The sequence below is a fragment of the Clostridium drakei genome, from assembly GCF_000633595.2.
GTDB classification, from domain to species: domain Bacteria; phylum Bacillota; class Clostridia; order Clostridiales; family Clostridiaceae; genus Clostridium_AM; species Clostridium_AM drakei.
Genome location: NZ_JIBU02000019.1, coordinates 26,966 through 51,279 on the forward strand (window position 1 = coordinate 26,966; position 24,314 = coordinate 51,279).

General features: G+C 30.0%; 23 protein-coding genes, 5 tRNA genes and 4 other annotated features. Of the genes, 26 read left to right on the forward strand and 2 right to left on the reverse strand.

Features of this window, described 5'->3' with window-relative positions:
* Positions 1 to 164: 164 nt before the first annotated feature.
* The 10 genes from EG57_RS0210070 (at position 165) to EG57_RS0210115 (ending at position 4,425) form a co-directional block, all read left to right on the forward strand.
* Entirely contained in the window at positions 165 to 416 is a 252-nt protein-coding gene (locus EG57_RS0210070; RefSeq protein WP_029162108.1) for an alpha/beta-type small acid-soluble spore protein, read from the forward strand.
* Positions 417 to 523: 107 nt separating this feature from the next.
* The gene (locus EG57_RS0210075) at positions 524 to 1,279 is read left to right on the forward strand and encodes a class I SAM-dependent DNA methyltransferase (RefSeq protein WP_032077099.1); all 756 of its coding nucleotides are present in this window, start codon (positions 524 to 526) and stop codon (positions 1,277 to 1,279) included.
* A 3-nt stretch (positions 1,280 to 1,282) separates the two neighbouring features.
* Entirely contained in the window at positions 1,283 to 2,167 is an 885-nt protein-coding gene (gene hslO / locus EG57_RS0210080) for an Hsp33 family molecular chaperone HslO (RefSeq protein ID WP_032077100.1), read from the forward strand.
* Positions 2,168 to 2,262: 95 nt separating this feature from the next.
* Positions 2,263 to 2,338 (forward strand) — tRNA-Val (locus EG57_RS0210085).
* Between the two features lie 5 nt (positions 2,339 to 2,343).
* Positions 2,344 to 2,420, forward strand: a tRNA-Asp gene (locus tag EG57_RS0210090).
* Positions 2,421 to 2,425: 5 nt separating this feature from the next.
* Positions 2,426 to 2,501: transfer RNA gene (locus EG57_RS0210095), tRNA-Phe, on the forward strand.
* A gap of 15 nt (positions 2,502 to 2,516) precedes the next feature.
* Positions 2,517 to 2,591: transfer RNA gene (locus tag EG57_RS0210100), tRNA-Gly, on the forward strand.
* Between the two features lie 4 nt (positions 2,592 to 2,595).
* Positions 2,596 to 2,669: transfer RNA gene (locus EG57_RS0210105), tRNA-Cys, on the forward strand.
* A gap of 139 nt (positions 2,670 to 2,808) precedes the next feature.
* Complete coding sequence (locus tag EG57_RS0210110; RefSeq protein WP_032077101.1) at positions 2,809 to 3,630, forward strand: MerR family transcriptional regulator; 822 nt, start codon at positions 2,809 to 2,811, stop codon at positions 3,628 to 3,630.
* Between the two features lie 93 nt (positions 3,631 to 3,723).
* The gene (locus EG57_RS0210115; RefSeq protein WP_032077102.1) at positions 3,724 to 4,425 is read left to right on the forward strand and encodes a B3/B4 domain-containing protein; all 702 of its coding nucleotides are present in this window, start codon (positions 3,724 to 3,726) and stop codon (positions 4,423 to 4,425) included.
* Between the two features lie 145 nt (positions 4,426 to 4,570).
* Here EG57_RS0210115 and EG57_RS0210120 read toward each other — a convergent pair whose 3' ends face one another.
* Entirely contained in the window at positions 4,571 to 5,041 is a 471-nt protein-coding gene (locus tag EG57_RS0210120) for a hypothetical protein (protein WP_032077103.1), read from the reverse strand.
* On the reverse strand, positions 5,001 to 5,756 hold the full coding sequence (locus EG57_RS0210125) for a DUF6873 family GME fold protein (protein ID WP_032077104.1): 756 nt from the start codon (positions 5,754 to 5,756) through the stop codon (positions 5,001 to 5,003). Before EG57_RS0210125 ends, EG57_RS0210120 begins: the two co-directional genes overlap by 41 nt.
* Positions 5,757 to 5,922: 166 nt before the next feature.
* On the opposite strand from EG57_RS0210125, the gene ytxC reads away from it, so the two are divergent.
* The 16 genes from ytxC to EG57_RS0210205 all read left to right on the forward strand — a co-directional run bounded on the left by ytxC (position 5,923) and on the right by EG57_RS0210205 (position 24,295).
* Entirely contained in the window at positions 5,923 to 6,822 is a 900-nt protein-coding gene (gene ytxC, locus EG57_RS0210130; RefSeq protein WP_032077105.1) for a putative sporulation protein YtxC, read from the forward strand.
* Between the two features lie 105 nt (positions 6,823 to 6,927).
* Positions 6,928 to 7,196: a binding site (T-box leader), on the forward strand.
* Between the two features lie 140 nt (positions 7,197 to 7,336).
* Positions 7,337 to 7,623, forward strand: a binding site (T-box leader).
* 69 nt (positions 7,624 to 7,692) lie between these two features.
* A complete protein-coding gene (gene thrS / locus EG57_RS0210135) occupies positions 7,693 to 9,609 on the forward strand; it encodes a threonine--tRNA ligase (RefSeq protein ID WP_032077106.1) in 1,917 nt (638 codons plus the stop codon).
* Positions 9,610 to 9,653: 44 nt separating this feature from the next.
* Positions 9,654 to 9,765: a sequence feature (ribosomal protein L20 leader region), on the forward strand.
* A 31-nt stretch (positions 9,766 to 9,796) separates the two neighbouring features.
* On the forward strand, positions 9,797 to 10,318 hold the full coding sequence (infC, locus tag EG57_RS0210140; protein WP_032077107.1) for a translation initiation factor IF-3: 522 nt from the start codon (positions 9,797 to 9,799) through the stop codon (positions 10,316 to 10,318).
* Positions 10,319 to 10,337: 19 nt separating this feature from the next.
* Positions 10,338 to 10,535 carry a 50S ribosomal protein L35 gene (rpmI, locus tag EG57_RS0210145; RefSeq protein ID WP_029162098.1) on the forward strand — a complete coding sequence of 66 codons (198 nt, stop codon included), beginning with the start codon at positions 10,338 to 10,340 and terminating at the stop codon, positions 10,533 to 10,535.
* 27 nt (positions 10,536 to 10,562) lie between these two features.
* The gene (rplT, locus tag EG57_RS0210150; protein WP_032077108.1) at positions 10,563 to 10,922 is read left to right on the forward strand and encodes a 50S ribosomal protein L20; all 360 of its coding nucleotides are present in this window, start codon (positions 10,563 to 10,565) and stop codon (positions 10,920 to 10,922) included.
* Positions 10,923 to 11,055: 133 nt separating this feature from the next.
* Positions 11,056 to 11,838, forward strand: coding sequence for a TrmH family RNA methyltransferase (locus tag EG57_RS0210155; protein ID WP_032077109.1), 783 nt, complete (start codon positions 11,056 to 11,058; stop codon positions 11,836 to 11,838).
* A gap of 69 nt (positions 11,839 to 11,907) precedes the next feature.
* Positions 11,908 to 12,137 (forward strand) — a binding site (T-box leader).
* Between the two features lie 121 nt (positions 12,138 to 12,258).
* A complete protein-coding gene (pheS, locus tag EG57_RS0210160; RefSeq protein WP_032077110.1) occupies positions 12,259 to 13,278 on the forward strand; it encodes a phenylalanine--tRNA ligase subunit alpha in 1,020 nt (339 codons plus the stop codon).
* 50 nt (positions 13,279 to 13,328) lie between these two features.
* On the forward strand, positions 13,329 to 15,710 hold the full coding sequence (pheT, locus tag EG57_RS0210165) for a phenylalanine--tRNA ligase subunit beta (protein ID WP_032077111.1): 2,382 nt from the start codon (positions 13,329 to 13,331) through the stop codon (positions 15,708 to 15,710).
* A gap of 196 nt (positions 15,711 to 15,906) precedes the next feature.
* Positions 15,907 to 16,512: a cell division protein ZapA gene (locus EG57_RS0210170; protein ID WP_032077112.1), complete on the forward strand. Its 606-nt coding sequence runs from the start codon at positions 15,907 to 15,909 to the stop codon at positions 16,510 to 16,512.
* A 215-nt stretch (positions 16,513 to 16,727) separates the two neighbouring features.
* On the forward strand, positions 16,728 to 17,864 hold the full coding sequence (locus tag EG57_RS0210175; protein ID WP_032077113.1) for an aminotransferase class V-fold PLP-dependent enzyme: 1,137 nt from the start codon (positions 16,728 to 16,730) through the stop codon (positions 17,862 to 17,864).
* Positions 17,865 to 18,028: 164 nt separating this feature from the next.
* The gene (locus EG57_RS0210180) at positions 18,029 to 18,601 is read left to right on the forward strand and encodes a glycerol-3-phosphate responsive antiterminator (protein WP_032077114.1); all 573 of its coding nucleotides are present in this window, start codon (positions 18,029 to 18,031) and stop codon (positions 18,599 to 18,601) included.
* A gap of 198 nt (positions 18,602 to 18,799) precedes the next feature.
* The gene (locus EG57_RS0210185) at positions 18,800 to 20,062 is read left to right on the forward strand and encodes a PTS galactitol transporter subunit IIC (RefSeq protein ID WP_032077115.1); all 1,263 of its coding nucleotides are present in this window, start codon (positions 18,800 to 18,802) and stop codon (positions 20,060 to 20,062) included.
* A gap of 19 nt (positions 20,063 to 20,081) precedes the next feature.
* Positions 20,082 to 21,593, forward strand: a complete 1,512-nt coding sequence (locus EG57_RS0210190; protein ID WP_032077116.1) for an FGGY-family carbohydrate kinase — start codon at positions 20,082 to 20,084, stop codon at positions 21,591 to 21,593.
* Positions 21,594 to 21,614: 21 nt separating this feature from the next.
* A complete protein-coding gene (locus EG57_RS0210195; protein ID WP_032077117.1) occupies positions 21,615 to 22,373 on the forward strand; it encodes a 3-oxoacyl-ACP reductase family protein in 759 nt (252 codons plus the stop codon).
* Positions 22,374 to 22,390: 17 nt separating this feature from the next.
* The gene (locus tag EG57_RS0210200) at positions 22,391 to 23,242 is read left to right on the forward strand and encodes a class II fructose-bisphosphate aldolase (protein ID WP_032077118.1); all 852 of its coding nucleotides are present in this window, start codon (positions 22,391 to 22,393) and stop codon (positions 23,240 to 23,242) included.
* Between the two features lie 12 nt (positions 23,243 to 23,254).
* Entirely contained in the window at positions 23,255 to 24,295 is a 1,041-nt protein-coding gene (locus tag EG57_RS0210205; protein WP_032077119.1) for a 2-hydroxyacid dehydrogenase, read from the forward strand.
* Positions 24,296 to 24,314 lie beyond the last annotated feature (19 nt).

The following is a 24,314-nucleotide window of genomic DNA, read 5'->3' on the forward strand; positions in this document are numbered from 1 at the left end:
TATTAAGAACTAATAATGAAGAGTTAATAGTGAAGGATGGTTTTTAGCTGTAGCAAAAAATCATATTAACTATTAATTCTTCATTCTTAACTATTAGCTTTAATTTAGTATGCATAAATAATCCCTTTCATGTAAAAAATAATAAAAAGAAAGGGGGAAATATTATGGGAAAGACTCCATTAAAAAAAGTTATAAAGGCTAAGCTTAAATCCCATAGAGAATTAAGTGCTGAAGAAAAACTTAGAGAAAAAATGAAATATGAAATAGCTCATGAATTAGGATTGGATGATAAAGTTAGTAAATATGGCTGGGGAGCTCTTACTGCTGAGGAAACAGGAAGAATAGGCGGAATAATGACTAAAAGAAAAAAACAATATAATCTTCCTACAAACAAAATGATTTCAGAAAGAGAATGAGGTCAATAATATAGCTTTTTATCAAGTTTATATTATTGACTTATTCTTTAAAAGTATATAATATTAATTGGTGGTATGTTGAATTTTACTTTTGAAAGGAACTGAAAATGAAGTGTTATAAGGATTTTGCACATATTTATGATGAGCTCATAAATAAAGATATAGATTACAAAAGTTGGGTACAAACTATATTAAAAAATTGTGATGAGCTAAATGCGGATAGAAAAGATTATTTGGATCTTGGATGTGGTACAGGAAACATAACTGAACTTATAGCAGCAAAGTTTGTTTATTCTTGGGCCGTTGACTTATCTTATGATATGCTTACAGAAGCGGAAAAAAAGATGAGGAGTAAAGGTATAAAAGTTAAGTTTGTATGTCAGGATATAAGTGAACTAAATTTGAACAAAAAATTTAATCTTATAACTTGTTGTCTTGATTCCACAAACTATATATTGCAAGAAGAAAAGTTAATATCATATTTTAAAGGGATATATAATCATTTAAAAGATGATGGTATATTTGTATTTGATATGAATTCTTATTATAAACTTACAAAAATACTTGGAAATAATATTTACAATTATGATGATGAAAATGTAACTTATATATGGGAAAACTTTTTAGAAGATGATATTGTGGACATGTATCTTACATTTTTTGTGAAGCAAGGAGAATATTATAGAAGGTTTGATGAAGAACATAGTGAAAGAGCTTATAAACATGAAAGAATTTGTGAACTTCTAAAGTTATGTGGCTTAGAACTTGTAAAAGTTATGAATAACTATGAAGAGAAAATCATAAGCCATGAAACAGAGAGAATAACTTATATAGTGAAAAAGGGAAATAAGGAGGAAGTTTAAAATATGAAAGATAAATTGGTAAGAGCTGTGGCTAATAATGGTGATATAAGAATAATAGCAGCTACAACTACAGATCTTGTTAATGAGGGTATACAGATGCATAAATGTGCTCCTACAGCAGCTGCGGCATTAGGAAGAATGCTTACAGCGGGAAGTCTTATGGGTTCTACATTAAAGTCTGAAAATGATGCATTAACTCTTAAAATTTCTGGCGGTGGAGAAGCAAAAGGAGTAGTTGTTACAGCTTATTCGGATGCTAGAGTAAAAGGGTACATTGGCAATCCATTAGTTGATTTACCTGCCAATAGCAAAGGAAAACTAGATGTAGGTGGAGCTATAGGCAAAAATGGAAGTCTTGTAGTAATAAAGGATATGGGGCTAAGAGAGCCTTATGTTGGTCAGGTACCTATTTATACAGGTGAAATAGGTGATGATTTAGCTTATTATTTTACTGTTTCAGAGCAGACTCCATCAGCTGTAGGATTGGGTGTGCTTGTAGATACCGATTTAAGTATAAAAGCAGCGGGTGGATTTATAATACAAATGATGCCAGGAGCAAATGATCTTACTGCAGATTTAATAACTTATAGATTGCAAGAGATACCATCTATAACAGAGATGATGACTAAAGGGATGGATATAGAAGCAATTCTTAACTATATTTTCGAAGATATGGATTTAAAGATATTAGACAGCATCACTCCTTATTATAAATGTGATTGTTCAAAAGGAAAAGTTGAGAAAGCTTTAATAAGCATAGGATTAAAAGATCTAAAAGAAATATATGATGAAGGAAAAGATGAGGAGCTTAATTGCAATTTTTGTAATAGATCCTATACATTTAAACATGACGAAATAGGGGAACTTATAAAGTTATCAAGCAAATAATGGAGAATTTTAAATTCTCCAATTTATTTAATAAAAATAGTTGACAACTTTTGCAGTAAGCTATATAATACTAATTGTTGTAGTTAGTAATACTTGGGCGCATAGCTCAGCTGGGAGAGCATCTGCCTTACAAGCAGAGGGTCACAGGTTCGAGCCCTGTTGTGCCCACCAAGTATGGCCCAGTGGCTCAGCTGGTTAGAGTGCTGGCCTGTCACGCCAGAGGTCGAGGGTTCGATCCCCTTCTGGGTCGCCATTTGTGGCTGGATAGCTCAGTCGGTAGAGCAGAGGACTGAAAATCCTCGTGTCCCTGGTTCGATTCCTGGTCCAGCCACCAATACTAAATTAAAATGCGGGAGTGGCTCAGTGGTAGAGCGTCACCTTGCCAAGGTGAACGTCGCGAGTTCGAATCTCGTCTTCCGCTCCAACATGGCGCTATAGCCAAGTGGTAAGGCAGAGGTCTGCAAAACCTTTACCCCCAGTTCAAATCTGGGTGGCGCCTCCATAAAAGTAGTCTAATCAGTGGTTAGACTACTTTTTTTTATATTCTTTTCTTTGTAATTACCATACCTTATATATTAGATTTTGTATAAAGTTATCTGAATGCTATGAAAACTATACTTTTAATATTGGAGATGAATTTAATGAAAGATTTATTTACAATTGGTGAAATGTCAAAATTATTTAATATTAATATAAAAACATTAAGATATTATGATGAAATTAATTTGTTTAAGCCAATATTTATAGATAGTACTAATAGTTATAGATATTATTCAACTGATCAATTTGAACAATTAAATACAATAAAATATTTAAAAGCACTTGGAATGTCATTAAAAAGCATAAATTATCATTTGAAGAAACGAAACATTAACAATACTATGGATTTGTTAAAAAAACAGAGGAAAATTACAGAAGAAAAAATAAAAGATCTAGAAGTTGTGAAACAGAAAATTGATAATAGAATAAAGCAAATTAATTATGCTAGATATAGAGATAATTTCAATATAATTGAAGAGATTAAATTTGAAAAGAGAACTATTGTATTATTAAAGCAAAGGATAAAATCTAATAATGATTTAGAATTGTCAATTAGACATTTGGAAAATGAAACTAATAAGGATGCTTCTATTTTTAATGGAAAAGTAGGAGTATCAATTTGTATAGATAAATTAAGAAATAGAGTTTTTGATGAATATGATCACATTTTCTTATTTACAGAAGGTGAAATATATAATAAGAATTTCATAAAAGTATTACCTAGAGGTGTTTATGTTACTATTCGTTTTTGTGGAACTCATAAAGATTCCCCATTGTATTATGAGAAACTTTTAAGATATATTGATGAGAAAGGATATACAATTATAGAGGATTCTATGGAAGTAACATTAATTGACTTTGGGTTAACTACAGATAAATCACAGTTTGTAACTGAAATTCAAATATTGATAAATAAATATTGACACTCCAGTTACTGGATGCTTTATAATTTTTTAAACAGATTAATGAAAAAGATAAACTAATAATAAATTATATTTTGGGGCGGTGATTTAATTATGAAATTTAGTGTATCAAAGGATGTTTTTGAAAAGTTAGGTGATATGTGTATTGGCATTGTAGTAGCAAAGGGTATTAATAACAGCATGGAAAATGCTGATGTAACTAAACTTTTAAAGAATAGTATAGAATTAGATGAGACAAAATTTGAGGACAAAAATATTAAAGAAGTAGAAGAAATAATGTACTATAGAGATGCTTTTTTGAAGTTGGGTATTAATCCTAATAAATTTAAAAGTTCTATTGAAGCAATGATTGCAAGAGTAGCAAAGAAAAAGGGATTGCCTAATATAAATCCAATTGTTGATATAGGAAATGCAGTTTCATTAAAATATATGGTTCCCTTAGGCGCTCATGATATTGATACTGCTGGGGGAGATATTTCTATAAGGTTTTCAAAAAAAGGAGACACTTTTATACCCTTTGGAGAAACTGAAGCAGAACTTTTAGAAGATGGGGAGCTTATCTATTTTGCAGGCCATGAAGTAAGAACCAGAAGATGGATATGGAGACAGAGTGAAAAAGGAAAGATTGTAGGAGAAAGTAAAAATATATTTTTCCCTATAGATGGATTTAAGGGGAAAAATTATGAAAATGTAATTAATGCAAGAGATGAACTAGCAGAATTATTAAAAAAGAGTTTCAATTGTGAAGTAAAAGTAGGATTAGTGGATATAAATAATACTGAATTTGAATTGTAAATTATAAAATGATTCTTAGGTTCATGTGAAGTTTGCTTATAAATATGGCTTTATTAACATTATTTTTATTAGAGGACAGAGAACAGTGAAGAAACAAAACTTACCTCCATTGTCCTCTAAAAAGTTGAGTTGGGCATGTCTAAAACTAAAATATTAGAGTTTCTTTTTTTGAATCTTCCAATAAGGAAAACCTCCCTGGTTCTATATTCTTTGAATCTTTTATATCTTTTAAAATTTTTGATAGATATTCATCTTTAAATTTAAATTGACATTCATATTTAATTTCATTATTTATGGAATAATCAATATGAGAAGGAGCAATTCCAACTACATATAGTGGAAATAGATAGTCTATACCTTTATTTATTAGAGCATACTGATATATTGTAGAGTCTACTATTTGACCATTATAAACATTAAAGCAGTGAGCATATTGTCGTTTATATCCATTCACTTCTACATAAAGAATTCCTCTTATAGCAGGAATATCTATTTGAAGTTTTCTACCAAGTTGATAAATTAAACTTGATAATATAGGAGCATTATTTAAAATTTGATACCTGTTTATACAGTATTTACATATAGTGTCCATCATTTTGCTGTTCTTCAATTCCATTTTGATGATCCTCCTTATTAACTATAAAAATACTTCCTCTATCTATTAGCTTTCCACTGCTTAAATAAATAGGATTTACATCATATTTTTTTAGAAATTCTATTACTTTATCTCCATATAAGTAATTTTCTAAATTTCCGTAAAAAGCCATAGAGCTTTTATCTAAAAGACCACAGCAGCCACCTATAAAGCCATAGTTTAATCCAGGCAGTAATATATCTCCAGGTGGAAGTAAAAGTATGTCTATATTTTCGTTAGTTAAAGCTTTGGTTATAGATTTATCACTGGTTATAATAGCTTTATCATTTACAATGGCAGTAGAACATTTTGTATAACCTTGCTTAACATTTATTGTTTTTTTATGTTTTACATAAAGCATAAGATTAGGATCTGTATACTTTATGTTATGAACAAACAAACTTGGCATATTTACACTATTTAAGAAAATGTCATAAGGATATTTTTCTTTAAGATTATTTTGAGAAAAAAACACTTTAAAATTCATAGAAATTAGCTTATCTACAAATTCTCTATTCATATTCTTATGAACCATAATTGTATCCTCAGAAATTATATGTAAAAGGATATCAGGATGTCCACATACTGCCTCATAGAGCAAATTTGATGGCGGACATATCAATATTTCATATCCTGATTTTTTAAGATTATTTTTTTCTTCATCACTTATTCTAAAATCTACAATAGCATATTTCATTATTCAATGCACCTCTTTTGGTTAAGATATTATATATTATAACTTTAATTTTTAAAATGAGCACAATGTGGTGGAACTTTTTCAGGGCGTGTCGATATTTGAAAATAAATTTTTGAATATACATTTGTTTTAAACATATACTATTTCAAAGAAGGGAGTGGAAAGAATGTTATTGCTCACTATTGTATATGATAATGATAAAGAGGAAGTAATATATGGAATAAACAATATAAAAGAATATTTTAAAAATAAAAATGTAATAATAGGAATTTCGGAAAGTATAGAATCCAATACTCACTTCGTAAAAATATTTTGTAATGAAGAGTTAAATGATAAACAGAATAATATGTTTAATGTAAATATAGCTAATATGCTATATGGAATTGTTATAGATGAATTTTATAAAAAGGATATGGAAATGTTTTTATGCGATACGTATTTTTTTCTTAGACATGATGAAATAAAAGAAATAAGAGAAAATAGCAAAAAAGTATTAAGTGGAAAAGACACAATAATTGATGAAAATTCAATTTATTATATGAATAAGAGGAATGTTATAATCGATAAAATAGTTGAGTGTATAGTTGAAAATAAAGAAATAAATATAAATGGATTTATAACTTTTAGGATGAAAGAGTTGAGAGCGGATTTAGAAGAAATAGTTGATAAAGTAGTAGAAAAGTATATGGCGGAAAAAGAATATAATGAATTTATAAAATTATTAAAGTACTTTGTGGAGATTCAAGAAAGTAAAATAGAAGAAATAAATATAATTGTAAAAAATGATGGTAAATATTTGATACAGGATAGGGAAGGGAATGATATAGAAAAAAAGCTATTTGCTGATTTAGGAGATTTAACATATAAAGAAAATACAAATATGGATGACATGATTATAAGTATGTTGATAACTAATTCCCCAGAGAAAATAGTAATTCACTGCGGAGACAATTGCAGAAATTTAGATTTGATAGATACAATAAAAAAGGTTTTTACAAATAGAGTTCAGATGTGTGATACTTGTAAAATATGTGAAAAGATTAAACACAGTCTTAATAATGTATGAATTATAATAATATAAAATTAGCAAAGAAAGTGTAAAAATATTTAAAAATTTTTAATTTAAAGTGTTGACAGTTGCTATTTTAGATACTATAATGAGGTATATAATTTAAAGACGTTGATAAGGAAGAGTAAATGACAAACTACTCTAAGAGAGAAAAATCCATTGGGTGAGAGGTTTTTTGAGTAAGGGTTATTGAAAACCACCTTTGAGTCGAATACTGAAAGTGTAGTAAGTATATCCGTTGCCTGCGTTAAAGGTTTAGAGATATCAGTAAAGATAAATATTATAGCTTTAGTAGTTTTTATTAAGGTATGATTTAGATAATTTGATTACTGTAAAGTTGGGTGGAACCACGAATAGCACTCGTCCCATGTGTTGGGATAGGTGTTTTTTTATTTTAAATTAACATTAATTGCTTGTGTGGGTAAAATTTAATTATATCATGTTTGAAACAAAATTTCAATAAAATTTACAAAAAACTATTGACAACTATTAACTTAAAAGAATATAATATACAAAAACAGTGATAAGGAAGAGTAAATGGCAAGCTGCTTTAAGAGAGAAGAACTCATTGGCTGAAAAGTTCTTTAGGTAAGAGGCATTGAAAACCACCTTTGAGTTGAATACTGAAATTATAGTAAGTATATCCGTTACCTGCGTTAAAGGATTTTGAGATAACAGTAAATATGCAGAAGGAAAATTTAAATTTCTTTAATTGCATAGCTTTAGTAATCTTTGCCTAAATAAGGCTTAGATACTGTTGAAGTTGGGTGGAACCGCGAAATAACACTCGTCCCATATTTATGAGATGAGTGTTTTTATTTTGTAAATAATTATAATTTAAATAAAAAAGATTAGGAGGAAAATATTATGGTAAAAATCACTTTAAAAGATGGAAGTTTAATTGAGGTAGAAAAAGGAACAAAAGTAGCTGATGTAGCTGCTAAATTGAGCAAATCCCTAGCAAAAAAGGCTCTAGGAGCTAGAATAGATGGTGAAAGAGCAGAATTAATGGCAGAAATTAATGATGATTGCAAACTTGAAATACTAACTTTTGATGATGAAGATGGAAAATGGATATTAAGACATACAGGTTCACATATACTTGCTCAAGCTGTAAAGAAAGTATATCCAGAAGTTAAATTAGCTATAGGACCAGCAATAGATACAGGATTTTATTATGACTTTGATGCAGAATTTTCTTTTACTCCAGAAATGCTTGAAAAAATAGAATCAGAAATGAACAAAATAATTAAAGAAGATTTAAAACTTGAAAGATTTGAACTTCCAAGAGAAGAAGCTATAAAATTAATGCAAGAAAAGAAAGAATGTTATAAAGTTGAATTAATAAAAGATTTACCAGAAGATGCAGTAATATCTTTCTATAGACAAGGAGATTTTGTAGACTTGTGTGCAGGTCCTCATGTAGTATCAACAGGAAAGGTTAAAGCTGTAAGATTACTTTCTATTGCAGGTGCTTATTGGAAAGGCGACGAAAAGAACAAGATGCTTCAAAGAATTTATGGAACTGCTTTTGAGAAAAAAGCTGATCTTGATGCATATTTAAATATGTTAGAAGAAGCTAAGAAAAGAGATCATAGAAAGTTAGGTAAAGAATTAGATTTATTCAGTATGCATGAAGAAGGACCAGGATTCCCATTCTTCCACCCTAAGGGAATGATAGTAAGAAATACTCTTCAAAATTTCTGGAGGGAAATGCATACAGCTGCAGGATATGATGAAATAATGACTCCTGTAATTTTAAATGAAAAATTATGGAGACAATCAGGACATTGGGATCATTATAAAGAGAACATGTATTTTACTAAAATTGACAATGAAGATTATGCTATAAAGCCAATGAACTGTCCTGGATCAATATTGGTTTATAAAAATACAATACACTCATATAGAGAATTACCTTTAAGATATGCTGAAATGGGTCTAGCACACAGACATGAGAAATCAGGTGCATTACACGGACTTATGAGAGTTAGATGCTTTACACAAGATGATGCTCACTTATTCTTAGCAAAAGATAATATTACAGATGAAATAGTAAATGTTATAAGATTAATAGATGATTTTTATAAAGTATTTGGATTTGAATATTTTGTAGAACTTTCAACAAGACCAGAAGATTCTATGGGTAGTGATGAAGATTGGGAAGCAGCTACTAATGGATTAAGAGATGCATTAGATGCCATAGGTCTTAAGTATAAAGTTAATGAAGGAGATGGAGCGTTCTATGGTCCTAAGATAGATTTCCATTTAAAGGATTGTATAGGCAGAACTTGGCAGTGTGGAACTGTACAGCTTGACTTCCAGATGCCAGAAAGATTTGACTTAACTTATATAGGTGCTGATGGAGAAAAACACAGACCAGTTATGGTTCACAGAGTTGTATTTGGTTCTATAGAAAGATTTATAGGAATATTAATAGAGCATTATGCAGGAGCATTCCCAGCTTGGCTTGCACCAGTACAAATTAAAATAATGAATATTACAGATGATCAAATTGATTATGCAAATAAAGTTGCTCAAGAATTAAAGAAGAATAAATTAAGAGTAGAAGTAGATTTGAGAAATGAAAAAATTGGATACAAGATAAGAGAAGCTCAACTTCAAAAAGTTCCTTACATGCTTGTATTAGGTGATAAAGAGATGAAAGAAAATGCAGTAGCTGTAAGAAGTAGAAAGCTTGGAGATTTAGGCGCTATGGCTTTAGACCAATTTGTAGAAAAGATTAAAGGTGAAATTGACAGAAAAGAAAGTTCAGTAGATTAATGTAAAAAGTATTGACAAATTAAAAGTAGTATAGTAAAATACTCTTTGTTAAGAAGAAACAGCCGTTTCTCACCTTACAGCAAAGCTAGTGAGGTTACTGCAATTTTTATTATGATTGTATTTTCAGGACGGCTTAAGCCGTCCTTTTTTATATGTTATAAAACATAAGCATAAAACCACCTGGGAGGTGAAAATTATTAATAAAGATTTTCTTATGAATGAGGAAATAAAAAACAAAGAATTAAGAGTTATTGGAGATGATGGTTCTCAGCTTGGAGTTATCTCATCAAGAGATGCACTTAAGATGGCTGAAGAAAAAGAATTGGACTTAGTTATGATATCTCCAAATGCTAATCCACCAGTTTGCAAAATAATGGATTTTGGAAAATTTATTTATGAGCAAGCTAAAAAAGATAAAGATGCTAAGAAAAAACAAAAAGTTGTAACTCTTAAAGAAGTTAGACTTAGTCCTACTATAGAAGAACATGATGTTTCTATCAAAGCAAATAATGGACGAAAGTTCTTAGTTGCAGGTGATAAAGTAAAAGTCACTGTTAGATTTAGAGGTAGAGAAGCAGATTATTCTTTTACAGGTAGAAAAATATTAGATGCTTTTTATTCTAGACTTGAGGATGTTTGTATAATAGAAAAACATGCTAAGCAAGAAGGAAGAAACATGATAATGATTTTAGCACCTAAGAAAGCATAATTGAGAGGAGGAATTTATTATGCCAAAAATGAAAACTAAAAGAAGTGCAGCAAAGAGGTTTAAAGTTACAGGAACAGGTAAACTTAAAAGGGCTAAAGCTTTCAAGAGCCATATATTAACAAAGAAGAGTGCAAAAACTAAGAGAAATCTTAGAAAAGCAGGCTACGTTTCAGTAACTCAAGAAAAAACAATGAAACAATTAATGCCTTATGTATAATAGATGGTTCGAAGGAGGGTTTTTTAAATGGCAAGAGTAAAAAGAGCAGTAAATGCTCGTAAATATCATAAAAAAATATTAAAGCTTGCAAAAGGCTACTATGGTGGTAAAAGCAAGTTATTTAAAACTGCTAATGAAACAGTTATAAGAGCATTAAGAAATGCTTATGTAGGAAGAAAGTTAAAGAAAAGAGATTTTAGAAAGCTTTGGATAGCTAGAATAAATGCTGCTACAAGAATAAGTGGACTTTCATATTCAAGATTTATGAATGGAATGAAGCTTGCAGGTATCAACATCAATAGAAAAATGCTTTCAGAAATAGCTATAAATGATCCAAAGTCATTCGCTGAATTAGTTGAAATAGCTAAAAAACAATTAAACGCTTAATTTAATACTTACATAAAAAATACAGCTATAAATGCTGTATTTTTTTAAGTTACATAGAAAGTATATTGATATAAAAATTAATTAAGTGTAAATATATATGTTTTGATTTATAATTTTGTGAAGGTTGAGTGTTATGGAAGTAATTATAAGTAAAGATAATTCATTAATAAAGGAAACAAAAAAATTAAAAGAAAAAAAGCATAGGACTAAGAATAATCAGTTTCTAATTGAAGGTTTCAGATTTGTTGAGGAAGCTTTAAAATCAGAATTTAAAGTACCGATGATTTTTGTAGGCGAGAATAATAAAAGTAGGTTTGAAAGTTTTGATATCGAAAGTAAACTTCAAAAAAGCACTAAGGTTTACTGGGTTTCGGAAAAGGTATTAAATCTTTTAAGTGATACAGAAACTCCACAAGGTATAACTGCAGTAGTGGATAATAAAGAATTAAATGTGGAAAACAAAGAAGGATTTTATGTGCTTGTGGATAAAGTTCAGGATCCAGGGAATATGGGTACTATTATAAGAACTGCTCATGCGTCCAAAGCTCTTGGGGTAATAATTACTAAAGGTACTGTAGATATATACAATGAAAAGACCTTAAGATCAACTATGGGATCAATATTCCATGTACCTGTAATACAGGATAATGATTTAAATAAAGTAAACTTTCTAAAAGAAAAAGGATTTAAATTAGTTGCTAGTTCACTTGATACAGATAAGAATTTTTATGATGTGAATTTAAAAGGGAAAAAAATAATAGCTGTTGGCAATGAAGGTAGCGGCATAAGTGATGACATATACAATATGGCTGATATAAAGGTGAAGATACCAATGCCAGGAGGAGCAGAGTCTCTCAATGTAGCTGTAGCTGCTGGAGTTATGATGTTTGAAGTTATACGTCAGAGTCTTACATAGTGAAAAAATAAAAAATTTGTATTGACAATGTAAAGTTATATATGTAAAATAGTAAAATAAGTTAAGAAATATTAAACTATGATAAAGAGAGTAGATATATAATTTTTAGAGAGAGAGAAGGTCAGCGGCTGAAAGCCTTCTTAAAAAGTTTATATATTGAAGTTCACTTTAGAGTTCTAATTGTGAAATTTTAAGTAGCAGTTAGCGGTTAAAACCGATATATTTACAAAGAGGGTATTGTTTTTATAAATATAATGATATCAATTTGGGTGGTAACGCGGATAATGTCCGTCCCTTTGTTAGGGACGGATTTTTTATATGTATGAAGTTAAACTATATGTGTTTGAAATTTAGTTTAATTTATATAGCAGCATTTAGCTGGTATTAGAATGTACAACAAAATGTGAAAGGAGAAAAAACATGAAAGAAAAATTAGAACTTATAAAGAGTAATGCTTTAGAAAAAATAAAAAATATTTCAAGCAGCTCTGAATTTGAAAACATAAGAGTAAAATACCTTGGAAAAAAAGGTGAATTAACACAAATACTTAGAGGTATGGGAGCTCTCTCAGCAGAAGAAAGACCTGCAGTTGGAAAAATAGCAAATGAGGTAAGAGCAGTATTAGAAAATGCCATAGAAGAAGGAATCAATAACATTAAAAATAAAGAAAAAAAGGCAAGACTTCAAAATGAAGTAATAGATATTTCTATGCCAGGAATAAAACAAAATTTAGGAAGAAGACATCCATTAGAACAAACTCTAAATGAGATGAAAGATATATTTATAACTATGGGTTTCACTATAGAAGACGGTCCAGAGGTAGAACTAGATTATTATAACTTTGAAGCATTAAATATACCTAAGAATCATCCAGCAAGAGGTGAACAAGATACTTTCTATATAAATGACAACATAGTTTTGAGAACTCAAACTTCTCCAATACAAATTAGAACTATGGAAAAAGAAAAACCACCAATAAAAATGATATCTCCAGGAAAAGTATATCGTTCAGATGCTGTAGATGCTACCCATTCACCAATATTTTATCAAATGGAAGGCTTAGTAGTAGATAAAGGCGTTACTTTTGCAGATTTAAAGGGTACTCTTGAACTATTTGCAAAAAAGATGTTTGGAGATAAAGTTAAAACTAAATTTAGACCACATCATTTCCCATTTACAGAACCTTCAGCAGAAATGGATGCTACTTGCTTTGTATGTGGTGGTAAAGGATGTAGAGTATGTAAAGGAGAAGGTTGGATTGAACTTTTAGGTTGTGGAATGGTTCATCCAGATGTCCTAAGAAATTGTGGTATAGATCCAGAAGTATATAGTGGATTTGCTTTTGGTTTTGGTGTAGATAGAATGGTTATGCTTAAGTATGGCCTTGATGATATAAGACAGTTATATGAAAGTGATATGAGATTTTTAAATCAATTTTAATGAAAACAATATAGTGATATAACAAAAACACTAAAAAGGAGAGAATATAAATGAAGGTTCCAGTTAAATGGTTAAAAGATTATGTGGATATAGATATTCCAGCTAAAGAGCTTGGAGATAGACTTACTTTGAGTGGTTCCAAGGTTGAAGGTATAGAAACTACAGGAGAAGAAATTCAAAATGTAGTTACAGGAAAAATAGTAGAGATAGTTAAACATCCGGAAGCTGATAAATTATCTATATGTCAGGTAGATATAAATAAAGAAGAGTTATTACAAATTGTTACGGCAGCAACTAATATGAAAGAACAGGATGTAATTCCAGTAGCACTTCATGGTTCTACATTACATGGTGGACTCAAGATAAAAAAAGGCAAACTTAGAGGAGAAGTTTCTAATGGTATGTTTTGCTCAGAAGAAGAGCTTGGAATAGCTGGAGATGAACCAGTTCATGGCCTTATGATACTTCCACAAGACACACCATTAGGTAAAGATATAAAAGAAGTTTTAGATATGACAAGTTCTGTAATAGATTTTGAAATAACTTCAAATAGACCTGATTGTTTAAGTGTTGTAGGAATTGCAAGAGAAACTGCTGCAACTTTAGGTGGCAGAAAGTATAAAATGCCAGAACTAAAATTTGAAGCTGTATGCAAAGATAACATAAAGGATGAATTAAAAGTAGATATAAAAGATGAGCTTTGCAGAAGATACATGGCAAGAGGCGTTAAGAATATTAAAATTCAACCATCACCAGGTTGGATGCAGGATAGATTGCTAGAAGCTGGAGTAAGACCAATAAATAATATAGTAGATATCACAAATTTTGTTATGTTAGAGCTTGGTCAGCCTATGCACGCTTTCGATGCGAGACAGATAACGTCTAAAAATATAGTAGTGGAAAGAGCGCTAGATGGAGAAAAGTTTATAACTTTAGATGATGAAGAAAGAATTTTAGATTCAAATGTACTTAATATAAAAGATGGAGATAGAACTATAGGACTTGCTGGAATAATGGGTGGATTAAATTCAGAGGTTCAAGATGATACTACTTCAATAATATTTGAAAGTGCAACTTTTGATGGAACAAATATAAGGATCTCAGCTAATAAATTAGCACTTAGAACAGAAGCATCTTCAAGATTTGAAAAAGACTTGGATCCAAACTTAGCAGAAATTGCTTTAAATAGAGCTTGTTACTTAGTAGAAGAGTTAGAAGCTGGCGAAGTTATGGAAGGTACTATTGATGTTTACACAGAAAAGGTAGAAAGACATACTTTAGAAGTTGATGCTAATTGGATAAATACATTTTTAGGTACAGATATATCAAAAGAAGATATGAAAGAGTATTTAGACAGATTAGAACTAAAGACACAAATTAAAGAGGATAATTTAGTTATAGATGTTCCAACATTTAGATCAGATATAAATATAAGAGAAGATGTAGCAGAGGAAGTAGCAAGAATATATGGATATAATAATATTCCAACTACTATAATAAGAAGTGTAAATGCAAGAGGCGGAAAAAGTGTAAAACAAAAATTAGATGATAAATTAGTAGAAACTTTAATGTGCAGTGGACTTAATCAATCTATAAGCTATTCTTTTGTAAGTCCTAAGGTGTTTGATAAAATCCTCTTATCTAAAGATAGTGATTTAAGAAAAGTTGTAGCTGTAAAAAATCCATTAGGTGAAGATTATAGTATAATGAGAACAACAACTGTACCTTCTATGATGGAAGCATTAGGAAGAAACTATTCGAGAAATAACACATATGTAAGACTTTTTGAAATGGGTAAAATATATATTCCAAATCAGGATGAAAATAAACTTCCAGAAGAGAGAAATTTAGTTACCCTAGGATTATATGGAGATGCAGATTATTTCCATGTAAAAGGAGTAGTTGAAAATATACTTGAAAATTTAGGAATTGACAAGTTTTCATTCAAAAGAGAAAGTGAAAATCCTAGTTTCCATCCAGGTAAAACAGCAGCACTTTATATAAAGAAGGATTTAGTAGGTATTTTAGGAGAAATCCATCCTGATGTAGCAGAAAACTATGGTGTTGATGAAAGATGTTATATTGCAGAATTAAATGTAGATGTATTATATAAATATGCAAATATGGATAAGAAGTATAAGGCAATTCCTAAGTTTCCTGCAGTAACAAGAGATATGGCCATATTGGTAGATGACAGTATACTTGTGCATGATATTGAAGAAATAATGAATAAGCAGGGTGGACATTTATTAGAAAGTATAAAATTATTTGATGTATATAAGGGAGAGCAAATACCAGAAGGTAAGAAGAGTATAGCTTATTCACTTATATATAGAGAAGAGAATAAAACTTTAACAGATAATGAAGTAAATAAAGTTCATGATAAAATAGTTAGAACATTGGAAAATAGACTTGGAGCACAACTTAGGTAGTGTATAAGTAAATATGAAGCTTTGTGTAAATTTAATTTTACACAAAGCTTTATATATACATTGAAGTTTTATTCAAAATGCTGTAAAATTTAGGTAATGATGTTATTCAAATAATAGGTTTAATATATCCAAGTTTTATGATAGAATAAGGTTATATAAAACTGTAATAAATAGAGTTATCTAAGAGGGTGTTTACATGAATGTTATAACCGTTAAGATAAATGGAATAGAATATAATTTAAAAGGTGATGAACAAGAAGAATATTTACATAAAGTTGCGGGCTATGTAGATAAGAAAGTTAAAAATATATTAGAGAATAATGGTAAGCTTAGTACATCATCAGCAGCAATTCTTTCAGCAATAAATATAGTGGATGATATGTTTAAAAAGCAAAAGGAATATGAAAGGCTTTATAATGATTTTGAACAAATGACTAAGTTACAAAAAAGTTATGAAGAACAAATTCAATCTTTAAAAAAGCAATTGAAACATATGGAAGAATATAATGCAGAGCTTCAGCAAAAATTAAAAAATGATGTGAATGCCCAGTATTTGGAGCAAAAAGATCAGCATATAGAAAAATTAATGAAAGAAATGGAAGTTATGCAGAATACAGCTCAAAAATATATGAAAGAAAATACGGAAATTAAATCGGAAAATAAAGAAATAAAATTTCAATTACAGTCTTCTAAGTATAAAATTATAGATTTACAGCATAAGCTATTAGAAAACCAAATAAGTTTAGCACAAGAGAAAAAAAAAAATAATCCTTTATTGAATAGTCAACAAGGGGCTAAATAAAAACAAGTACTTTCATATATGGAAGTGCTTGTTTTTTTATATGAATAATTTAACAAATTAATGATTATATACATAATATAAAGTAAAAATGAAGCATAAAATAATGATATTCAGCCTAGAAGCTTTATATTAAATAGTCTTACAAAATAATAATTAAATCTATAAATTATTATAAAGTAAAGCTTAACAAATTTAACTGATTTAAGGAGGAAATTATGATTTATTTAGATAATGCTGCAACTACTTTTCCTAAGCCTAATGAAGTCTACAAAGAGGTTTTAAATTGTATGGAAAATTATGCAGCAAATCCAGGAAGAAGTTCGCATAAGTTAGCAATAAAGGCTCAATCTAAGATTATGGAAACTAGAGAAATGATAAAAGAAATTTTTAACATTCCTGATCCTTTTCAAATAGTTTTTACAAGTAATGCAACTGAGTCATTAAATATAGGAATTAAAGGAATTTTGAAAAGTGGTGATCATGTAATAAGCACAGTGATTGAGCATAATTCAGTACTGAGACCTTTAAACAGCTTGATGAAAAAAGGAATAGAAGTTACATTACTTAAAGTGGATAAAAATGGTCACATAGATTTAGATAAAATAAAACAGCAAATAAAAACAAATACAAAATTAATAATTATAAATCATGCTTCAAATGTTATAGGAACTGTACAACCTATATCAGCTATTGGAAAAATAGCAAAAGATGCAGGTGTTTTATTTATGGTAGATGCATCTCAAAGTGCAGGAACTATAAATATAGATGTAGAAGAAAGTAATATAGATTTACTAGCATTTCCTGGACATAAGGGATTATTTGGTCCACAAGGCACAGGAGGTTTATTTATAAGAGATGAAGCTCAAGTAGAATCATTTAAAGAAGGTGGAACTGGAAGTAACTCAAGTGATATGAAACAGCCTGATTTTATGCCAGATAAATTTGAAAGTGGAACATTAAATACACCAGGTATTGCAGGATTATGTGAAGGAATAAAATTTATTGAAAAAATTGGAATGAAAGAGATTTATAAACATGAAGCGCTATTAACAGAGTATTTGTTAGTAGAATTGAAAAAGCTTGATTATGTAAAAATTTATGGCCCAAATGATTTAAAAGATAGGTGTGCAGTAGTTTCAATCAATATTGACGGAGTGGATAGTTCAACAGTTGGTTATAAGCTCAATGAAAAAGGCATAGCTGTAAGAACAGGATATCATTGTGCACCATTAATTCATAATATTATAGGAACTAATAACAAAGGTACAGTAAGAATAAGTCCAGGGTATTTTAATACTTTTAAAGATATAGAAACAATACTAAAAAGTATAGTGGATATATATAAGCAATAAGTATAATTTAGTGTAAATAAACGATTTGAGGTATTCTCAAATCGTTTATTTACATATGAAAATTTAAGAATAATGTTGTTGACTTTTAAATAGTAATTTACTATAATGAATGTATATCAAATATAACTTGCAAATGATGCAAGTTAGTGGAAAGGTTTTCAAATATGTTTAAGCGGTTTACTATAATACCGTCTGTTCGTGATTTGAGAAATTTTGAAACTGCTTTAAAGTCTGTTTCAAATGTAATCTTTCTATCTGAAGTTCATTTAGGGAATCTCAAATCTTTAATTAAGAAGTGTCATGATAATAATAAAATAGCTTTAGTGAATATAGATTTAGTAGGTGGACTAGCTACTGATCAAATGGGAATAAAGTTGTTGAAAAATTTGTTTAAAGTTGATGGTGTGATTTCATCTAATTTAACAAATGTAAATATGGCTAAAATGTCAGGGTTATATGCTATACAACGATTTTTTCTTATAGATTCTAGGGGATTGGAGTCAGGACTAAAAGCATTAAAAAATAGTAAATGTGATGCAATTGAAGTTTTACCTGGTTCAATGTCTACAAGCTTTAAAGAAGAGATAACTAAAGTTAGAGATGTACCTCTATTAGGCGGTGGATTTGTAACCGAAAAGTCAAATGTTATAGAAATTTACAAGGCTGGCTTTGTAGGAGTTACTACAAGCGAAAAGAAACTTTGGGACGATTATAGTTATTTAAAACAAAATAGGTAACGGGATGGTGATTTGAATCCTGTTTAAGAGTAGTCAAAATTTTGATTACTCTTAAACAGGATTTTATTTTTTTCTAATATTTTTGTAAGGAGGTGAATTTATATCACATAACAAGTTGAAAGTTATTTAAGGAGGTGAATTTAGTTAAATAAAAAAATTAGGCACTGATTAATTATATATGAAAGTGGTGGTTATTTAATGTCAATAATTAAAACATTAATCAATATGGGACCTTCGGTAATGATGCCAATTATATTTTTTATATTGGCTATAGTATTTGGAGTGAAAATAGGTAAGGCATTTAAGGCAGGAATGCTTGTAGGAATTGGATTTGTGGGTATTAACCTTGTAATTGGACTGCTTTTGGGAAGTCTGGGACCGGCAGCTCAAGCAATGGTCAAAAGATTTGGATTAAGCCTTACAGTAGTGGATCCAGGATGGCCTGTTGGATCTACAATAGGTTGGGGATCACCTATTGTGCCAATTGTTGTCTTTGGTGCACTTTTAATTAACTTAATATTGCTAATATTTAATCTTACGAAAACTGTTAATATAGATATATTCAATTATTGGCATTTCTTATTAACAGGTGGAGTAGTATATGCAGTTACAAATAATGTAGCTATTGCATCAGCAGGTGCTTTAATCCATTTCTTAGTTACACTTTTTATAGCAGATAGAACTGCACCTAGGATTCAAAAAAGTTTTAATTTAAAAGGAGTATCTTTTGCGCATGCTACTTCAGCAATTTATGTACCTATTGGAATTGTTGTCAATTGGATAATTGAAAAAATACCAGGATTAAGAGATATTGACGCAAACCCAGATAAAATAACTAAAAAATTTGGTATTATGGGTGAACCTCTTACACTTGGAACTATACTTGGAATTGTACTTGGAATATTAGCTGGTTGGGGTGTAACAGACATAATGACCTTAGGAATTAAAGTTGCAGCAGTTATGGTGTTACTTCCAGCAATGATAAATGTTCTTGTAGAAGGACTTATTACTGTAAGAGATGCTGCAGAAGTTTCGCTTAAAAAGAAATTTCCTAATAGGGAATTTTATATTGGGCTTGATACAGCTTTATTAGTTGGAGATCCTGCAGTGCTTGCCAGTGGGCTTTTACTAATACCAGCATCGCTTTTACTTGCTATTATTTTACCAGGAAATAAGTTATTGCCATTTGTAGATTTAGCATCACTTGTTTTTTTAGTACCTATGGTTGCTCCTTATTGTAAAAACAATGTAATAAGAATATTTATTTCAGGACTTGTTATTATGACATTGGTGTTATATGCAGGAACAGATATAGCACCTTATTATACAGAGGCAGCTAAAATTGCAAATGTAACACTTCCAAGTGGAGTGTCAAGTTCTACAGGTATGGCAGGTATAGTTGGAGGAGCCACAACACCATTAGGATGGTTGATTATAAAATTATCAATGTTATTTAGTTAAGATTTAAGGAGGATTTAAAATGCCAAAATATTTAATGGGTATAGATAATGGTGGAACAATGTCAAAAGCCGCACTTTATGATTTATCAGGAAAAGAAATAGCTGTATCATCTCATAAGACAAAAATGATTATGCCTAAACCAGGTTTTACTGAAAGAGATATGGGAGAAATGTGGCAAGCAAATGTAGATGCTATTAGAGATGTAATAGCTAAAGGAAAAATAAATCCTAAAGATATAGTAGGAATTTCTACCACAGGGCATGGAAATGGTATGTATCTTATAAATGAAAATGGTAAACCAGCTTATAATGGAATAATATCTACTGATATAAGAGCAAAAGATTATGTTAGTAAATGGTATAGTAATGGAACTTTTGAAAAAGTTCTTCCAAAAACAATGCAGAGCATATGGGCTGGTCAACCAATAGCACTTCTTGCTTGGTTTAAAGATAATATGCAAGAAGTAATAAAGGATACCAAATGGATTCTTATGTGCAAAGACTACATTAGATTTTGTTTGACAGGAAAAGCTTATGCTGAAATTACTGATATTTCAGGAACAAATTTAATGAATGTTCGAGATGTAAAATATGATGAAAGTTTATTAGATGAATTTGGACTTAAGGAAATAATAGAAAAACTTCCACCTATAAAGTATTCATCTGAGATATGCGGATATGTTACAAAAGAGGCAGCAAAAGCTACTGGACTTTTAGAGGGGACACCAGTTGCTGGAGGACTGTTTGATATAGATTCTTCAGCAATAGCTACAGGAATTACAACAGAAGATAAACTTTGTATAATTGCTGGAACGTGGAGCATAAATGAATATATAAGTAAGAAACCTATTGTATCAAAAGATTTGTTTATGACATCGCTATATTGTATGGAAGGATATTGGCTCACAACAGAAGCAAGTCCAACATCTGCATCTAATTTAGAATGGTTTGTTACTGAATTTATGGGTGAAGAAAAGATTAAGGGTAAAGATATAAATAAGTCAGTTTATGAGTATGCCAATGAAATGGTTGAAAGTGTAAATGAAAAAGATACAAATATAGTATTTTTACCTTTTCTATATGGTACAAATGTTGATGCTGATGCAAAAGCAAGTTTTATTGGCTTGAGTGGATGGCATACAAAGGCACACCTATTAAGGGCAATTTATGAAGGTGTTGCATTTTGTCATAAAGCACATATTGATAAATTACTTGAATTTAGAGATAAACCTAAAGCTATTAGAATAGCAGGTGGAGCTGCTAAGTCTAAAATATGGGTTCAAATATTTGCAGATGTTCTTCAATTACCAATAGAAGTTACTACAAGTACAGAATTAGGAGCTCTAGGAGCTGCAATATGTGCTGGTATTGCTACAAATAACTTTAAATCATTTGATTCTGCTGCCGATTCAATGGTAAACGTAGCTTATACCTGTATGCCAAATCAAGCACTGAAAGATATTTACAATAAAAAGTATAATATTTATACTGAAACAATTCAAGTGTTAACTTCTGTATTTAAAAAAATATAACTAGTGGAAGGCGGTAGAAATATGGATTTAAAATTAAAGGATAAATGTGCTATTGTTACTGGAGGATCAAGAGGAGTAGGTAAAGGTATAGCACTTGCACTAGCAAAAGAAGGTGCATATGTTGTGGTAAATTACAATAAAAGTGAAAAATCTTCTAAAGAAGTAGTGGATGAAATTATAAAAAATGGAGGAAGAGCATTATCAGTTAAAGCTGATCTTGGTAACCCGCAAGATTGTATTAATTTGATAAATGAAGCTGAAAAAGAATTTGGTAGTGTAGACATATTGATTAACAATGCTGGAATATGGCCTAAAAATTGGATTCAAGATATTACTTTAGATGAATGGAAAAAGACTATAGATGTGAATTTAACATCAGTTTTTTTAACAAGTCAGGCTTTTTCAAAAAATAATATATTGAAGAAAAGAGCTGGGAAGATACTAAATATAACTTCTCAAGCTGCATTTCACGGATCAACTACAGGGCATGCTCATTATGCTGCAAGTAAAGCAGGAGTTGTGGCCCTTACAGTGTCTATGGCAAGAGAGCTAGCTACATACGGCATAAATGTAAATGCAGTAGCTCTTGGTATAGTGAAAACTGACATGGTAAGCAAAGCACTTGAGAAGAATGAAGATTATTATATAAATAGAATACCTATTGGTAGAGTAGCTACTCCTGATGATATAGGTAAAATAGTAACGTTTATGGTGTCAGAGGCTGCAGGCTATATTACAGGTGCAACTATAGATGCTACAGGCGGAATGTTAATGCGATAGGAAAGGAAGGATTTATTATGTTAGTAACATTAAATGAAATTTTAAAAAAAGCAAGAGAGGAGCATTATGCTGTACCAGCTTTTGATTGTACAGAAGATGTGCTTATAAGAACTATTCTTGATACTGCAGAAGAAAAAAAATCACCAGTTATTTTAATGGTATTGGAACATGATCTTGCTGGAAAAGGAATAAAATATATTACATCTATGATAAAAGGAGTTGCTAATGAATACAAAATTCCAATAGCTCTTCACCTTGATCATGCTACGAATTTTGAGATTATAGAAAAAGCAATCGAAAATGGTTTTACTTCAGTAATGTACGATGGATCAATGTTGTCATTTGATGAAAATGTAGTAAATACAAAGAAAGTTGTCGATATGGCTAAGAAAAAAGGAGTTTCTGTTGAAGCAGAACTTGGACATGTTGCTGGAAAAGAAATAGATGGAACTAGTGCAGGAGAAACTATGCTTACAGATGCTGATGAAGTTGTAAAATTTGTTAGTTTAACAGGAATAGATGCACTAGCTGTATCTATAGGAACTTCTCATGGAGTTTATGTTTCAACGCCAGAATTAAAAATAGACAGGCTTATAGAAATAAATAAATTAAGTTCTGTACCTCTTGTACTTCATGGAGGATCAGGTACACCATTAGATCAAGTACAAAATGCTATAAAAAATGGTATAACAAAAGTTAATCTTTATGCTGATTTAAGAATTGCTTTAATGGAAGGAATCAAAAAGGCAGCAGAGGTTCAAAAGAGAATAGATCCTTTGCCAGATGAATTATTTAAACCGACAAAGGAAATTTTGAAAAATAAAATAGTAGAAAAAATAGATATGGTTATGTCAGAAAATAGGGCTTAAGGAGGACAAAATATGAAATTATTAGCTATAGGAGATAAATTTATTCCTAAGGAATCTATGAATGAAGGATTAAAAGAATTAAATAAGTATGGAATAGATGTAACTATAAGAGAATGGGAGCATGAAAATTTAGAAATGCTTCAAAAAGATAACCTTTTAATAGAACAAAATGGTCCAGATGCAGTAGAACTTACACAAGAACTTGTTGGAGATATTAGCGAATATGATATTTTAGTAGTACAATTTACACCTATATCAAAAAAAATAATAGATAAGGCTAAAAAATTAAAAATTATAGGAGTATTAAGAGGTGGAGTTGAAAATGTATCATATGAATATGCTGCAATAAAAGGAATAACTGTTATGAATACTCCAGGACGTAATGCAAGGGCGGTTGCAGAATTTACTATGGGTATGATATTATCGGAAGTTAGAAATATAGCTAGATCGCATGCAGCTTTAAAAAAAGGAGAATGGAGAAAAAATTTTCCAAATAGTGGGGCTATTCCTGAATTGTGTGATAAAATGGTAGGAATAGTTGGCTTTGGATCTATAGGACAGCTTATGGCAGGATATTTAAAAGCATTTGGTTGTAATGTAATAGCATATGATCCATTTTTAAATGTTAATTTTGATGGAGTAAATATTGTTGAATTACCTTATTTAATGAAAAATTCAGATATAATAACTATTCATGCAAGACTTACAGCAGATACTCATCACTTAATTGGAAAAAAGGAAATTAGCCTTATGAAATCTAATGCTGTATTAGTGAATACTGCACGTTCAGGATTAGTTGATGAGAAGGCTCTTAAAGAAGCTTTGGAAAAAGGGAAAATTTCAGGATCAGCTCTAGATGTTTTTGATGTGGAACCATTAGCAGAAGATGACATACTTATGAAACTTGATAATGTAACTATAACTCCTCACGCTGCAGGATCTACAAAGGATGCATTTACTAACAGTCCTAAATTAATGAGAGATATTTTGATAAGAACAATAAAGGGAGAAAAAAGATTGCCTATTATAAATGGTATAAAACCTGAAATATAAAACTTTATAGTAAAAATTA